The organism is Micromonospora sp. NPDC005553, from assembly GCF_042871765.1.
Classification (GTDB): Bacteria; Actinomycetota; Actinomycetes; order Mycobacteriales; family Micromonosporaceae; genus Micromonospora.
Map to the genome: position 1 here is coordinate 45,959 of NZ_JBIAJD010000005.1, position 13,369 is coordinate 59,327.

At 71.5% G+C, this 13,369-nt stretch carries 16 protein-coding genes; 10 read left to right on the forward strand and 6 right to left on the reverse strand.

Annotated elements, in window-relative coordinates:
- Positions 1–52 precede the first annotated feature (52 nt).
- Positions 53–820, forward strand: a complete 768-nt coding sequence (locus ACFYPG_RS20935) for an ABC transporter ATP-binding protein (protein WP_030332873.1) — start codon at positions 53–55, stop codon at positions 818–820.
- Positions 820–3,375 carry an FtsX-like permease family protein gene (locus ACFYPG_RS20940; protein ID WP_355007937.1) on the forward strand — a complete coding sequence of 852 codons (2,556 nt, stop codon included), beginning with the start codon at positions 820–822 and terminating at the stop codon, positions 3,373–3,375. The genes ACFYPG_RS20935 and ACFYPG_RS20940 overlap by 1 nt, the downstream gene beginning before the upstream one ends.
- Positions 3,376–3,434: 59 nt before the next feature.
- On the opposite strand, the gene ACFYPG_RS20945 is transcribed toward ACFYPG_RS20940, so the two are convergent.
- Complete coding sequence (locus ACFYPG_RS20945) at positions 3,435–4,085, reverse strand: HAD family hydrolase (protein ID WP_387353928.1); 651 nt, start codon at positions 4,083–4,085, stop codon at positions 3,435–3,437.
- A gap of 121 nt (positions 4,086–4,206) precedes the next feature.
- A complete protein-coding gene (locus ACFYPG_RS20950; RefSeq protein WP_387353500.1) occupies positions 4,207–4,950 on the reverse strand; it encodes a neutral zinc metallopeptidase in 744 nt (247 codons plus the stop codon).
- Between the two features lie 319 nt (positions 4,951–5,269).
- On the opposite strand from ACFYPG_RS20950, the gene ACFYPG_RS20955 reads away from it, so the two are divergent.
- Positions 5,270–5,635, forward strand: coding sequence for a hypothetical protein (locus ACFYPG_RS20955; RefSeq protein WP_387353502.1), 366 nt, complete (start codon positions 5,270–5,272; stop codon positions 5,633–5,635).
- Between the two features lie 6 nt (positions 5,636–5,641).
- On the opposite strand, the gene ACFYPG_RS20960 is transcribed toward ACFYPG_RS20955, so the two are convergent.
- Positions 5,642–5,845 carry a hypothetical protein gene (locus ACFYPG_RS20960; protein ID WP_387353504.1) on the reverse strand — a complete coding sequence of 68 codons (204 nt, stop codon included), beginning with the start codon at positions 5,843–5,845 and terminating at the stop codon, positions 5,642–5,644.
- Positions 5,846–6,048: 203 nt separating this feature from the next.
- Here ACFYPG_RS20960 and ACFYPG_RS20965 point away from each other — a divergent pair, with 203 nt between their 5' ends.
- Entirely contained in the window at positions 6,049–6,441 is a 393-nt protein-coding gene (locus ACFYPG_RS20965) for a YciI family protein (RefSeq protein ID WP_238680394.1), read from the forward strand.
- Between the two features lie 3 nt (positions 6,442–6,444).
- Positions 6,445–7,701 (forward strand): RNA polymerase sigma factor, encoded by a 1,257-nt coding sequence (locus ACFYPG_RS20970; RefSeq protein ID WP_387353506.1) that lies wholly within the window; start codon positions 6,445–6,447, stop codon positions 7,699–7,701.
- Between the two features lie 135 nt (positions 7,702–7,836).
- On the opposite strand, the gene ACFYPG_RS20975 is transcribed toward ACFYPG_RS20970, so the two are convergent.
- A complete protein-coding gene (locus ACFYPG_RS20975) occupies positions 7,837–8,937 on the reverse strand; it encodes a calcium:proton antiporter (protein ID WP_112673580.1) in 1,101 nt (366 codons plus the stop codon).
- 112 nt (positions 8,938–9,049) lie between these two features.
- On the opposite strand from ACFYPG_RS20975, the gene ACFYPG_RS20980 reads away from it, so the two are divergent.
- Together ACFYPG_RS20980 and ACFYPG_RS20985 are read left to right on the forward strand one after the other, a co-directional pair.
- Complete coding sequence (locus tag ACFYPG_RS20980; protein WP_355007932.1) at positions 9,050–9,412, forward strand: metalloregulator ArsR/SmtB family transcription factor; 363 nt, start codon at positions 9,050–9,052, stop codon at positions 9,410–9,412.
- Positions 9,409–9,912 carry an SRPBCC family protein gene (locus tag ACFYPG_RS20985; RefSeq protein WP_355007931.1) on the forward strand — a complete coding sequence of 168 codons (504 nt, stop codon included), beginning with the start codon at positions 9,409–9,411 and terminating at the stop codon, positions 9,910–9,912. The genes ACFYPG_RS20980 and ACFYPG_RS20985 overlap by 4 nt, the downstream gene beginning before the upstream one ends.
- Here ACFYPG_RS20985 and mug read toward each other — a convergent pair.
- Positions 9,909–10,478, reverse strand: a complete 570-nt coding sequence (gene mug / locus ACFYPG_RS20990; protein WP_355007930.1) for a G/U mismatch-specific DNA glycosylase — start codon at positions 10,476–10,478, stop codon at positions 9,909–9,911. The genes ACFYPG_RS20985 and mug overlap by 4 nt on opposite strands.
- A gap of 62 nt (positions 10,479–10,540) precedes the next feature.
- Between mug and ACFYPG_RS20995 the strand changes: the two genes are divergently transcribed.
- From ACFYPG_RS20995 to ACFYPG_RS21005, 3 genes are all read left to right on the forward strand, one after another.
- Positions 10,541–11,284 carry a methyltransferase domain-containing protein gene (locus ACFYPG_RS20995; RefSeq protein ID WP_355007929.1) on the forward strand — a complete coding sequence of 248 codons (744 nt, stop codon included), beginning with the start codon at positions 10,541–10,543 and terminating at the stop codon, positions 11,282–11,284.
- 37 nt (positions 11,285–11,321) lie between these two features.
- Positions 11,322–12,137 carry a type II CAAX endopeptidase family protein gene (locus ACFYPG_RS21000; RefSeq protein ID WP_355007928.1) on the forward strand — a complete coding sequence of 272 codons (816 nt, stop codon included), beginning with the start codon at positions 11,322–11,324 and terminating at the stop codon, positions 12,135–12,137.
- Positions 12,138–12,240: 103 nt separating this feature from the next.
- Positions 12,241–12,954 (forward strand): alpha/beta hydrolase, encoded by a 714-nt coding sequence (locus ACFYPG_RS21005; RefSeq protein WP_355007927.1) that lies wholly within the window; start codon positions 12,241–12,243, stop codon positions 12,952–12,954.
- Between the two features lie 42 nt (positions 12,955–12,996).
- Here the strand turns inward: ACFYPG_RS21005 and ACFYPG_RS21010 are convergent, their stop codons facing one another.
- The gene (locus ACFYPG_RS21010) at positions 12,997–13,155 is read right to left on the reverse strand and encodes a hypothetical protein (protein WP_387353509.1); all 159 of its coding nucleotides are present in this window, start codon (positions 13,153–13,155) and stop codon (positions 12,997–12,999) included.
- Positions 13,156–13,369: the final 214 nt, after the last annotated feature.

Sequence of the window (13,369 nt, forward strand, 5' to 3'; positions counted from 1 at the left end):
GGACCATCGGGGGGCGGCGTGCATTTTCGGACAGACGGAAGAGGTAGATGACGTGACCGCGACGGTAGGCCAGCAGGCGCAGGCCGCGGCCCGGGCGAACGACGTGTGGAAGGTGTACGGCAGCGGCGAGGCTCAGGTCATCGCGCTGCGGGGGGTCAGCGCGGAGTTCGAACGTGGCCGCTTCACCGCGATCATGGGCCCGTCGGGTTCCGGTAAGTCGACGTTGATGCACTGCCTGGCCGGTCTGGACTCGGTGACCCGGGGGACGGTGTCGATCGGTGAGACGACCGTCACCGGGCTGGGCGACGCGGGGCTGACGAAGCTGCGGCGCGACAAGGTGGGCTTCATCTTCCAGCAGTTCAACCTGCTGCCGACGCTGACCGCCAAGGAGAACATCCTGCTGCCGCTGTCGATCGCCGGACGCAAGCCGGACCCGGCCTGGTACGACACGGTGATTGAGACGGTGGGGCTGAAGGACCGGCTGGATCACCGGCCGGCGCAGCTCTCCGGTGGGCAGCAGCAGCGGGTGGCGTGCGCGCGGGCGCTGGTCTCCCGCCCTGAGGTGATCTTCGCGGACGAGCCGACCGGCAACCTGGACTCGCGCTCCGGCGCGGAGGTGCTCAACTTCCTGCGGAACTCGGTCCGGGAGCACGGCCAGACCATCGTGATGGTCACCCACGACCCGACGGCCGCCGCGTACGCCGACCGGGTGGTCTTCCTCGCCGACGGTGAGATCGTCTCGGAGCTGATCGAGCCGACCGCCGAGACGGTGCTGGACACCATGAAGAAGCTGGACACTCCGGCCGAGGTGGGCAACTGATGTTCCGCGCGACGCTGAAGAGTCTGCTGGCCCGTAAGGTCCGGCTGATCCTGTCCGGCCTGGCGGTGGTGCTCGGGGTGATGTTCGTCTCCGGCGCGTTCGTGCTCACCGACACGCTGGGTCGCTCCTTCGACTCGGTCTTCGCCGACGGTTTCTCCGAGATCGACGTGAACGTCGCGGCGAAGCCGAAGGTGCAGGTCAACGAGCTGGAGGGCGAGCAGACCGCCGCCCCGCTGCCGGCCGCCCTGGTGGACCGGGTGAAGCAGGTGCCGGGGGCGACCTCGGCGACCGGTGTGGTCAACGCCGACGGCGCCCGGGTGATCGGCAGCAACGGCAAGGTCGTCACCTCGTTCGGCCCGCCGCAGTTGGGCGAGAACTGGACCGGCGAGAGCGATCTGCTGAAGCTGCGTGAGGGGCGGGCGCCGCAGGCCGAGGACGAGATCGTCATCAACAAGGCGTTGGCCACGGCAGCGAAGGTGCAGGTCGGCCAGAAGGTCGGCGTGCTGACCGCGTTCGAGTCGAAGAAGCGGGATTTCACACTGGTCGGCGTCTTCGGTTACAGCGGTGACCGGGACTCGATCGGCGGGGTCAACGAGGTCTTCTTCACCACGCCGGTGGCGCAGCGGCTGATGCTGGGCGAGCCGGACGTGTTCAGCAGCATCACCGTTCAGGCCGCCGCTGGGGTCTCGGACGAGAAGCTTCGCGACGACGTGGCCCGCACCCTGGGCGCGGACTTCGAGGTGAAGACCGGCGAGCAGGTGGCAGCGGACGCCTCGGCCAGTCTGAAGGAGGGGCTGTCCTTCTTCAACAAGATCCTGCTCGGCTTCGCCGCGGTGGCGCTGCTGGTGGGCACCTTCCTGATCCTCAACACCTTCTCGATCATCGTGGCGCAGCGGACCCGGGAGTTGGCGCTCATGCGCGCCATCGGGGCCAGCGGCCGGCAGATCATCGGTTCGGTGGTGCTGGAGGCCATCGCGGTGGGGTTGATCGCGTCGGTGCTCGGCCTCGCCGCCGGCATCGGGGTGGGCGCGCTGCTGGCGTTCCTGTTCGGCAAGCTCGCCGGTGGGCTCACCCTGGCCGGGATCGGCGTGCCGGCGGCAGCGGTGATCGGTTCGTTCGCCGTCGGTCTGGTGATCACCGTGGTGGCGGCGTTGCTGCCGGCGCTGCGGGCGTCCCGGATCCCGCCGATCGCGGCCATGCAGGACGTGGCCACCCCGGACCGGCCGTTGACCAAGGTCACGGTGGCCGGGTCGCTGGTCACCGGCATCGGCGCGGTGCTGCTGTTCCTCGGGCTCAGCGGCAACGCCGGCGGTCAGACGCTGTCGACCATCCTCGGTGGCGTGCTGTTCGCCTTCATCGGGGTGGCGCTGCTGACCCCGTTGATCAGCCGGCCGGTGGTGAGCCTGCTCGGGGCGATCTTCTCCTGGTCGGTGCCGGGCAAGCTGGGCCGGCTCAACTCCGGGCGCAACCCACGTCGTACGGCGATCACCGCCGCCGCGCTGATGGTCGGCATCGCGCTGGTCACCGGCGTCACGGTGATCCTCGACTCGGCCAAGGGCAGCATCAGCGCGCTCGCCCAGGACACCATCAAGGCCGAACTCGTGATCGCCGGTCAGCAGGGCGGCCCGCGTCCGCCGACCTTCGACCCGGGTGTGCTGGACCAGGCCAAGACCCTGCCCGGTGTGCGGTTGGTCGACGGCGAGTACGGCGACATGGGGCGGATCGACGGCGAGAGCACCTGGGTCGCGGCGAGCAGCGACATCGCGTCGCTGCGGCAGATCTTCGGCGCGAAGCCGACCGCCGGTGACATCGACCGGCTCGGGCCGACCCAGATGCTCGCCAGCTCGGACACGGCCACGTCCCGTGGCTGGTCGGTGGGCTCGACGGTCAACGTGCAACTGACCCGGGGCGAGGCACGCACCTACACGATCAGCGGCATCTACGAGTCGTCGCAGCTGACCAACCCGGTGACGCTGCCGGCGACCGCGGCAAAGGACTTCGCCATTCCGCAGCCCATCCAGGGCTTCATCCAACTGGACCCGGGCACCCGGGTGTCCGACGTCCAGCCGCAGGTGGAGGCGTTGCTCGCGGACAGCCCCGAGGTGTCGGTGGCCGACCGGGACGCGTTCATCAAGCAGCAGACCAGCTCGCTCGACGGGCTGCTCACGATGATCCAGATCCTGCTCGCGCTGGCCATCGTGATCGCCGTGCTGGGCATCATCAACACACTGGCCCTGTCGGTGCTGGAGCGGACCCGCGAGCTGGGTCTGCTGCGGGCGATCGGCCTGCGCCGGTCCCAGACCATGGGCATGATCACCGTGGAGGCGGTGGTGATCTCGGTGTTCGGCGCGCTGCTCGGCGTGGTGGTGGGCACCGGCCTCGGCGCCGCTGTGGTCGAGGCCCTCAAGGACGAGGGCATCACCGACCTGATCCTGCCCTGGGGGCAGATGGGTGTCTTCCTCGGTCTGGCCGCCATCATCGGCGTGGTGGCCGCGGTGCTCCCGGCCGTCCGGGCGGCCCGGATCAACGTCCTGGGCGCCATCGCCCACGACTGATCGGACAAAAAGGGAGGCCCTGCTGACGCGGTCGCGTCAGCAGGGCCTCTCCTTTCTGTTCAGGCAGCGGCCCGATCGGTCAACAGCGCCGCGAGCAGCGCCAGGTCCACACCGGTCAGGCTCTCCACCTGGTGTACGCCGACAGTGCTCGGCAACGCCACCTCCGCCGGTACGGCCAGGACCGCCGCGCCCGAGGCGAGCGCGCTGGCCACCCCCGTCGGTGAATCCTCGATCGCCACGCACCGCTCGATCGGCACACCCAGCAGCCGGGCGGCGGTCAGGTACGGCTCGGGGTGCGGCTTGGCCGCCACCACCTCGTCGCCGGCGACCACCGTGTCGAAGTTGTCCCGACCGAGGGTGTCCAGGGCGATCTCGACGAGCGCCCGAGGGCTGGAGGTGACCAGCGCGGTGGGGATTCCCGCAGCGCGGACCGCTCCCAACAGGTCGAACGCGCCCGGCTGCCACGGCAGACCGGTGCGGAACAGCTCCAGGATCCGGGCGTTGATCCACGCCGCGCTGATCTCCGGATCCCGTTCGGGCTGCCCCAGGTCGTCGTGCAGGATACGCATCGACTCGGCCATGGCGGTGCCGATGATCGACTGGCGGGCGTCGACGGAGAGTTCCCCGCCGTACTCCTTCGCGAGTTCCTGCAACGCGACGTCCCACAGCTTCTCGCTGTCGACCAACGTGCCGTCCATGTCGAAGAGCACAGCGGCGGGGTGATGGCTGCTCAGCGGAACCTCCAGGGTCGTGACCGACACCGGCGATCCTGCCAGCAGCCGCAGAGGCGGGTGGCGGCAACGGGCGTCGGGGTGATCCGGGCAACCCCGTTCAGCCCAGGTCGCACTCCTTCAGGGAGCCCTCGTAACCCCGGAAGAACCTGTCGGTGCGCTGCTCGGCGGTGCCGTGCGCCCCTTCCGCGAACCACGGCTGGTCCGGGTCGTCGCCGACCGCCGCCACGCCCTCCCGGAACTCGTCCAGGTCACCCTCGGCGAGGGTCAGGGTCCCCGAGCGCACCGAGTCGCCCAGGTACGCCCCGGCCATGCAGTCGGCCTGCAACTCCTGCTGGATGGTGAAGCTGTAGTTGATGCCCAGCCGCACCTGGATGGCGTGCGCGTACTCGTGCCCGAGCAGGTAGAACACGAACGCGTCGCCGACCTCGCGGAACGCCGCCACCGACCAGGCGACGTCGTACGCGATGAAGTCGCCCTGCGAGCAGTAGACGGCGTTGTTGCGGGGCAACGCCTGTCCGCCGCAGGACACCTCGCCGTCACGCTGGTACGGGATGATCCGCCGGATCGGTCGGAACCGCTGCCCGGATTCCTTGAACTGGGCCGCCCAGTACCGCTCGGCGATCGCCTGCGCGTCGGCGACGTCCTGCTCGAACTCGGCGACACTGGTGGTGCTGTCGGCCCGGGTGGTGTCCGGTCCCGGTGACGCTGCCGGCGGGTTCGCCCCGGGGCGCTCGGCCTCCGGCTCGGCCAGCCCACCGCCAGCGCAGGCGAGGGAGACCAGGGCGGCGATCAGCAGGCCCGCCACCGGGCCCCGCGCGTCGCGTCCGAACCGTGCCCCCACTGTGCCTCCCCAGACATCGGTGCTCGCGCTGCGATGTACCCCGACGATACGACCGCCACGCCCATCACCGGTTCTACGCAGGGTGGGGACGGACGGTTCACGCCGATCAGCTCGGTGCTGTTCTGGCGGCGCCGGGGGCGGCGGGTTCGCGCGGGCAGGGCGGCGGGTTCGCGCGGCGAAGGGGCAGCGGGTTTACGTGGCACAGGGCGGCGGATTTGCGCGGCACAGGGGCGGTTGTGTCCTGCTCAGGGGGGCGGTGCCGGGCCGGCACAATGCCAGCAGGCGGGTTGTCTCCGTCCGGGGAGGGAGGGGCCCGGTCGTGGTGCACGAGTTGGGTAGTCGCAGCCGACGTCAACCGGCGCCGGCGCACGTCCTGTGGAGGTCGCTACGCGACCCGTACGAGGCCGGCAGCCGGCCCTGGCTGGAGTTGCGCGACGACGAGGTGCCGCCCCGGGTGGTGACCGGCTACGCGCCCGTGCTGCTCGTGTGGTCGTCGCTGTGGCCGCACCGACCGTTGGACCGGATCCGCTTCGACCTGACGGCCGGGCAGCCCGGCGGGGACTGCACGCTGCGCTGGACGCTCACCACCGACGGGGACCTACCGAGCGAGAGCACCCTCGGGCACCTACGCCACCGCCTCAACTACCTGATCAACGACCGGCTCCGCCGCTCGTACGGCCAGTAGCGTCGCTCAACCGCTCGACTCCCGACCGCGATGCCAGGTGTCACCCTGGTCACCGTGCCGCTCGGCCTCGTACCTGTGCTGGCGACCCCGAGCCTCCCGCCCAGCCGCCGGATCGTCCCCGACGTCCGCTCGCCCTCGCCGAGCCACAACGCCGTACGCCACCCCCGCCGCGACGACGAAACCCCCCAGCACCACCCACACCACAGTCATGCCGCCAACCTAAGCCCCACCCACCACCCCGAACCTCGATGATCATGAAGTTGGCGTCAACCCGCTCGGCGTGTCGTGACGCTAACTTCATGATCACCGGGGTCCGGGGTGGGGTGGTGTGTCCGGAGGGCGGGGGTTGGGTTCGACGTTTCGTCGGGTGCCGGGGTGGTGCCTCGCGGAGGAGGGGAGAGATCGTGAAGTACATGATTTTGCTCTACGGGTCGCAGCAGGACTACGACGTGCTGTCGGGGCGGGCTTCGGACCGGCCGGCGATGTCGGCCGAGCAGATCGCGGCGATGCACCAGCACATGGAGACCTTCCACCAGGCGCTGGCCGAGTCCGGGGAGTTGGTCGACGCCCGAGGCCTGAGCGAGCCGGTGCACGCCCGCCGGGTGCAGGTGCGCGAGGGGGCGCCGGTGGTCACCGACGGCCCGTACCCGGAGACGCAGGAGGTCCTCGCCGGTTACACCATCGTGGAGTGCGCCAGCTTCGACCGGGCCACCGAGATCGCCGCCGGCCTGGTCGACCCGGACGCGCCCGGCGGGTACGTGGACGTGCGCCCGGTGCTCGACGGTGTCGAGGACCTGGCCGGCTGACCGGTGCCGGAGACTCCCGCCGAAGACCTGCTGCGCGAGCTGGCGCCGCAGGTCCTCGGCGCGCTGGTCCGCCGCTACGGGCACTTCGACACGGCCGAGGACGCGGTGCAGGAGGCACTGATCACCGCCGCGCACGGTTGGCCGCGCGACGGCGTACCGGAGAATCCGCGTGGCTGGCTGATCACCGTGGCGTCCCGCCGGCTGACCGACCTGCTGCGTCGCGAACAGGCCCGGATGCGACGGGAGGACACGGTGGCCCGGTGGGTGCTGCCGGAGCAGTGGAACGCCCCCGCCGCCGACCGTCCGCAGGCGGACGCCGACGACACGCTCATCCTGTTGTTCCTGTGCTGCCACCCGGCGCTGTCGGCGGCGTCGCAGATCGCGCTCACCCTGCGGGCGGTGGGCGGGCTCAGCACCGCCGAGGTGGCGCGCGCGTTCCTGGTGCCGGAGGCGACGATGACCCGGCGGATCAGTCGGGGTAAGCAGCGGATCCGTGACAGTGGGCTGCGGTTCGCGCCGCCCACCGGCCCGGAGCGCGCCGACCGGCTCGCCGCCGTGCTGCACGTCCTCTACCTGATCTTCACGGAGGGGTACGCCCGCACCGCCGGGCCCGGTCTGCTGCGCGCCGACCTGACCGCGGAGGCGATTCGGCTGACCCGGCTGGTGCGCCGGCTGGTGCCCGAGGACCCCGAGGTCACCGGGCTGCTCGCGTTGATGCTGCTCACCGACGCCCGCGCGCCGGCGCGGATCGGCCCGCACGGCGAGCTGGTGCCGATGGCCGAGCAGGACCGCTCCCGGTGGCGGGCCGACCAGATCGCCGAAGGGGTCGATCTGATCACCGGGGCACTGCCGCGCGGGGTGGTCGGGGCGTACCAGCTCCAGGCGGCCATCGCGGCCGTGCACGACGAGGCGCCCAGCGCGGCGGCCACCGACTGGGCACAGATCACCGCGCTGTACGAGGTGCTTCTCGGGATGTCCGACAACCCGGTGGTGGCGCTCAACCACGCGGTGGCGGTGGCCATGAGCCGGGGCGCGCCGGCCGGGTTGGCGCTGCTCGCCGACCTGGCCGACGACCCCCGCCTCGCCGACGACCCTCGACTGCCTGCCGCTCGCGCCCACCTGTGGGAGCTGGAGGGTGAGCGGGTCGCCGCGCGGGCGGCGTACCGGATGGCGGCGGCGCGCTCGACGAACCTGGCGCAGCAGCGCTACCTGAACGCCCGCGCGGAGCGCCTCGCGGGCGACCCGCCGCCCGCCGGCTGACCCGCACGGGCTGCGCGGGTCACGGGCTGAGCCGGCGGGCGGTGCGGATCACGGGCTGAGCCGGCGGGCGGTGCGGATCACGGGCTGAGCCGGCGGGCCGTGCGGATCACGGGCTGAGCCGGCGGGCCGTGCGGATCACGGGCTGGCGGCCAGGAAGACGAAGGCGGCCATCAGCACCAGGTGTACGCCGCCCTGCAACACGTTGGCCCGGCCGGGCACCACAGTGAGGACGGCGGTCACGGCGGTGAGCGCGAGCAGCGTGAGCTGGGTGCCGCCGAGGCCGAGCAGCAGCGGGCCGTCCAGCCAGATCGAGGCGATCGCGATGGCCGGGATGGTCAGGCCGATGCTGGCCATCGCGGAGCCGAGCGCGAGGTTCAGGCTGGTCTGGACCCGGTCTCGGCGGGCGGCGCGGGCGGCGGCCAGGGTCTCCGGCAGCAGCACGAGCAGGGCGATTATCACGCCGACGAACGCGTGTGGCAGGTTCGCCGCCGCGACCCCGGCCTCGATGGTCGGGGAGACCGTCTTGGCGTCGCCGACCACCGCGACCAGCGCCACCAGCAGCAGGCCCAGGCTGACCATCGCCGCGCGGGTGGTGGGCGGCTTGGCGTGCTCCTCCGTCTCGATGACCTTGCCCCGGCTGTCGACCGGCAGGAAGTAGTCGCGGTGCCGGCCGGTCTGCACGAGCACGAACAGCCCGTACAGGGCCAGCGACGCGACGGCGGCGAAGACGAGTTGGGCCGGGCTGAACTCCGGGCCCGGGCGGGCCGTGGTGAAGCTGGGGATGACCAGGCTCAGAGTGGCCAGGGTGATCACGGTGGCCAGGGCTCCGCCGGTGCCCTCCGGGTTGAACACCGCGACGCGGCGGCGCAGCGCCCCAAGTAGCAGGGACAGACCCAGTATTCCGTTACACGTGATCATGACGGCGGCGAAGACGGTGTCCCGGGCGAGTGACTGGGTCTTCTCCGGCCCGCTGATCATGAGCGTGACGATCAGGGCCACCTCGATCACGGTGACCGCGACGGCGAGCACGAGGGACCCGTACGGCTCTCCCACCCGGTGGGCGACCACCTCCGCGTGGTGCACCGCCGCGAGCACCGCGCCGCCCAGCAGCACCGCGACAACCACGATGACGGGCCCAGGCAGGCTCCGCCCCCAGGTGACCATCAATATCAGGACGGCGAGCACAGGTACGACGAACGTCCAGTCGGTCAGGCGGGAGCGAAGGAGGGCGGCCATGCCATAAAGAGTGCCAGGTCAAGTGATCATGTGCCCACCATCGATGCGGCGAAATGCGGCGGTCAGTGGGCTTCACCACGCCAACCCGTAACGCCTAGGTTACGCTTTCCGGGTGGACGAGGTGGCCACCGCGATCGCGGACCCGGTACGACGGCACATCCTGACCCTGCTGCGCGACGAGCCGTTGTCCGCTGGTGACATCGCCCAGCGATTCGTGATCAGCCGACCCGCGATCAGCCGCCACCTGCGGCTTCTGCGCGAGAGCGGTCTGGTGCACGACGAGATGGTCGGCCGACAGAGGATCTACCGACTCGATCCGCGCCCGCTCGCCCCGCTGGTCGACTGGCTCGCCGCGCTCGCCGCCACCGACCGGTGGGAGCGGCACCTCAACGCGCTGGAGACCGAGGTCTATCGCACCCGCCGAGAGCGCCGCGGCCGCGGCCCGGCGGAGCACCGAAGGGAGCACACGGCATGACCCGCACACCCGCCGGACGCCTGTTTCACACCGACACCGGCCACGATCTCGTCCTCACCCGAACCTTCCGCGCTCCGGCAGCGGACGTCTGGGCCAGCCTGACCGAGCCCGCGCGTACGGCCCGCTGGTTCGGCCCGTGGGAGGGCGACGCCGGCCCCGGGCGGACCATCCGGGTCCAGATGGCGTACGAGGAGCAGCAGCCCTGGTGCGAGATGCGCATCGACGCGTGCGAACCGCGGCAGCGCCTCGCCGTGTCGATGGTCGACGACCACGGCAGCTGGCTGCTGGAGCTGTCGCTGACCGAGACCGACGGCACCACCGAGCTGCGGTTCGTGCAGCACCTGAGCAGCGTGGAGGGCATCGCCGAGGTGGGCGCCGGTTGGGAGTACTACCTCGACATGCTGGTCGCCTCCCGGGACGGTTCGCCCCGCCCCGAGTTCGACGACTACCACCCGGCGATGCAGCAGTACTACCAGGGGCTGGTCGCCGTGGCCGGCTAGGGGTCGAGGGCCCGCCGCAGCCTGGCGAACTCGGCGGTCAACGCCGGCAGCGGGAAGTGCGCGTTCAGGCCGCTGGGGTTCGGCAGCACCCAGACCTGGGCCGGCCCCAGCCGGTCCGGTCGCGGGCCCAGCCCGGCCTTCGGTCGGGCGAAGGCGATGCGGTACGCGCTCACCCCGAGAATCGCCACCCAGCGCGGCCGGTAGCGCTCGGCCTTCACCGCCAGCCCGGTCACCCCGGCCACCAGTTCCTCCGAGGTCAGCTCGGCGGCGCGGGCGGTGGCCCGGTTGCTCAGGCTGGTGATGCCCAGGCCCTGCCGCAGCAGCTCGTCGCCTTCCCACGAGCGCAGCTGGCGGTCGGTGAAGCCGGCCCCGTGCAGGGCCGGCCAGAATCGGCTGCCCCGGCGGGCGAACGGCTCCCCCACGGCGGCCGAGTAGAGGCCCGGGTTGAAGCCGCAGAACAGCACGCGCAGCCCGGGACCGATGATGTCCGGCAGACCCCGGCCGGCCGCCGCGGCCACCTCCTGCGGGGTCGGCCGCCGCGCCGGCCCCGGTCTCTGCGCGTCCACCCCACCGATCCTGCCGTACGCCCCGGTGCCGGACCCGGCGCACGCTTTGACACCCTCAACGGATGCAGTCAACCGACCACCTCACCGCCAGCCGCTACGCGCGGATGCGCTGGAACACTCCACTCTCGCCGGAGCACGCCGCGTTGCTGCTGGAACGGCTCGACGTCCGGCCCGGCGCGCGTGTGCTCGACCTCGGCTGCGGCTGGGGTGAGCTGCTGCTGCGGGCGGTGGCCGCCGGTGGTGTTTCCGGCCCGGTTCCGACGCGCGGCGTCGGCGTCGACACCGATGAGGCAGCGCTCGACCGAGGGCGGCGGCTGGCCGCGGGGCGGTCGCTGAACCGGCACGTCGCCTTCGTGATGGGGGAAGCGGCGACCTGGCAGGAGCCGGCCGACCGGGTCCTCTGCATCGGCTCGGCACACGCCTTCGGCGGCACCGAGGCCGCCCTCGACGCCCTCGCCGCCGTGGTCCGACCCGGTGGGCGGCTGCTGTTCGGCGACGCGTACTGGGAGCGGTCCCCCACGGCGGAGATCGCCGAGGTCTTCGGCCCGGAGGTCCCGACCCTGCCCGGGCTGGTCGATGCCGCCCGCCAGCGGGGCTGGCGGTTGCTGCACCTGAGCACCGCCGATCAGCGGGAGTGGGACGACTTCGAGTCCACCTGGCTCGCCGGGCGGCAGGAGTGGCTGCTGGCGTACCCGGAGGATCCCCGTGCGGCCGAGGTCCGCGCGGAGCTCGACGACCGGTTGCGCGAGTACGTCGGCGGTTACCGGGGTGTCCTCGGCCTCGGCTACCTCGTCCTCGGCCGCTGACCGTCGACAGTTGACGCCGCTGGCTACGCTGCGCGTGGTGAGCGCCGGACCTCGCCCCGCCCTGCCCTGGCGGATCCTCGTCGTGACCGGCGCCGCCGTGCTGGTGTGGCTGGTCCTGGGCGCTCTGCTCGGCCCGGACTACGACCGACTGACCCATGCGATCGGGGCGGTCCTCACCACCGCTGTCGTCGTACCCCTGGTGGTCGTCGCCCGTCGTGTCCTGGACCGTCGGCCCTGGGCCGGCCTCGGGTTGCCGTCGCTGCGCGCCGGCTGGCGGCGTCTGCTGTTCGGGATGGCCTGCTGGCTCGTCCCCGCCGCGGCGGGGTTCGCGCTCTGCCTCGGTCTCGGCTGGGTGGAGATCGGTGTCCGGACGTCCGTCGCAGACGTGCTGCGGGTGGCGGCGCTGCTGGTCGTGCTGGTCCTGCTCAAGGAGGCGCTGCCGGAGGAGCTGGTCTTCCGTGGGTACCTGCAACACCACCTCGCCACCCGGCTGCCCGCCTGGCAGGCGGTCATCGGGCAGGCGGTGCTGTTCACAGTCTTCGGGTTCCTCATCGGGGCGGCCAGATCCGTCGACCGGCTGGCGCTGTTCTTCGTCTTCGCGTTGCTCTTGGGCGCCTTCCGTGCCGCCACCGGCGACATCTGGGCCGGCATCGGCCTGCACGTCGCGTTCCAGACGGTCGCTCAGCTGTTCGGCGACGTCGGGGCGGTCTTCGACGTGGTCGGCGCGAACGTCCTGGGCGTGGTGGCCATGGGGGTCGTGCCGTTCTCGGTCAGCTGGATCGTCCTGCGACACCGCTACCGCGACCACCTGAACTGGAACGCCCTCGCACCGGAGCCGGCGCAGAGCGGCTGAAGCCTGGGCATTCGACCCACCGGTCCGACCGGCGTGCGGAAGAGTGGCGGACGAGAGCTGTCGACGAGCGAGCGACGGCACGGCGTCGTGCGGAGGTTTTCGGATGAGCGACACGTCTTCGGTCCAGAGGGCCCGCAACGTCGTCCTGGTCCACGGCGCGTACGCCGACGGCTCCTCCTGGTCCGACGTCATCCCGATCCTGCAGCGGGCCGGGCTCACGGTCACCGCTGTGCAGAACCCGCTGACCTCGCTGGCCGACGACGTCGCGGCCACCAACCGCGCCCTCGACCGGCAGGACGGGCCAACGGTGCTGGCGGGCCATTCCTGGGCCGGCACGATCATCAGCGAGGCCGGCAATCATCCGACGGTTACCGCTCTGGTGTACGTCGCGGCCCGCGCGCCGGACGCCGGGGAGGACTACGCCGCGCTCGCCGCGAAGTTCCCCACGCCGCCGGCGAACGCCGGCCTCGTGCACCACGACGGGTACGCACAGTTGAGCGAGAACGCCTTCCTGAGCGATTTCGCCGGTGGCGTCGACGAGGCCCGCGCCCGCGCTCTGTACGCGGTGCAGGGGCCGATCGCCGACGACCTCTTCACGGGCCGCACGACGACGGCCGCCTGGCGGGACAGGCCCTGCTACTACTCGATCTCCACGCAGGACCGCACGACCGCGCCGGAGCTGGAGAGGTTTCTGGCCGACCGGATGAACGCCACGACCATCGAGGTCGAGTCGTCGCATCTCGCCATGGTCACCCACCCGGAGACGATCGCCGACCTCATCCTCATGGCGACCACTGGCACCAGCGGGCCCGCATAGGTGACCGGGGCCAACCGTGCCACGCCCGGTCGTCTGGGCAGGTCAGGTCAGGGCGCACGCGGATCCGCAGTACGGGCAGAACGCGCGCTTGGCGTTCGAGGTGACTTCGATGTCGCACGACAGGCAGCGGCCGTTCTCCCACAGACCCTGGTCGATCCCGAGCCCTCCGTCGTAGTAGTCGCGATCAGGCCAGGCGACCACACGTCCCACCTCCAGCGTGACGTGGGCCGTGCGCGGGCGCACCCGGGCCGCAACCGGTGGGGTTGACGGGGCGCATACATCGGAGGTTTACTGCGTCAGCGATACCAATCGATGAATTTTGACCGTCCACAGTGTTTCGGCGAGGTCATCGACTGTTTCCACCCCACCACTCCTCCATCACCCCACCACCCCGCAGCACCTCAGCCGAGCATCG

Coding starts and splice junctions, on each gene's coding strand:
- ACFYPG_RS20940 (WP_355007937.1), top strand. CDS start 820: ATGTTCCGCGCGACGCTGAAGAGTCTGCTGGCCCGTAAGGTCCGGCTG.
- ACFYPG_RS20965 (WP_238680394.1), top strand. CDS start 6,049: ATGATTTTGCTCTACGGGTCGCAGCAGGACTACGACGTGCTGTCGGGG.
- ACFYPG_RS20960 (WP_387353504.1), bottom strand. CDS start 5,845: ATGACTGTGGTGTGGGTGGTGCTGGGGGGTTTCGTCGTCGCGGCGGGG.
- ACFYPG_RS20995 (WP_355007929.1), top strand. CDS start 10,541: ATGCAGTCAACCGACCACCTCACCGCCAGCCGCTACGCGCGGATGCGC.
- ACFYPG_RS21005 (WP_355007927.1), top strand. CDS start 12,241: ATGAGCGACACGTCTTCGGTCCAGAGGGCCCGCAACGTCGTCCTGGTC.
- ACFYPG_RS20975 (WP_112673580.1), bottom strand. CDS start 8,937: ATGGCCGCCCTCCTTCGCTCCCGCCTGACCGACTGGACGTTCGTCGTA.
- ACFYPG_RS20985 (WP_355007931.1), top strand. CDS start 9,409: ATGACCCGCACACCCGCCGGACGCCTGTTTCACACCGACACCGGCCAC.